This window comes from Geobacillus proteiniphilus (assembly GCF_001908025.1).
Classification (GTDB): Bacteria; Bacillota; Bacilli; order Bacillales; family Anoxybacillaceae; genus Geobacillus; species Geobacillus proteiniphilus.
Genome location: NZ_MQMG01000162.1, coordinates 1 through 334 on the forward strand (window position 1 = coordinate 1; position 334 = coordinate 334).

General features: G+C 44.6%; 1 pseudogene. It reads left to right on the top strand.

The features are described 5' to 3' along the window. Nucleotides 1-90 precede the first annotated feature (90 nt). Nucleotides 91-334: pseudogene (locus tag BRO54_RS19710) on the top strand (IS5/IS1182 family transposase); the annotation flags it as partial.

Consider the following 334-nt stretch of genomic DNA (forward strand, 5'->3'; position numbering starts at 1 on the left):
TTTTTTGCCCCAAATATAGAAGAATCGCCCTTTTTTCTGGTAGAATAGAGTCACCGAAACCACTACCACCGAAAGAAGGGCGATTCTTTTATGAAACATGATCATATTTCCTTTAAAGAGTATACCATGGACAACCTCTCTTTGCCAAGCAACATCGCCGATCTCATTCCGCGGGATAACATGGCCCACGTGGTTCATGAGATGGTTGAACGCATCCCGATGGAGACGTTTCTTCCTTACTACAAAGGAGGGGGCACCTCCGCCTATCATCCGAAAATGATGACCAAAATTGACTCCTTTACGCTTACACCCAAAAAATGTATCATGGCCGTGA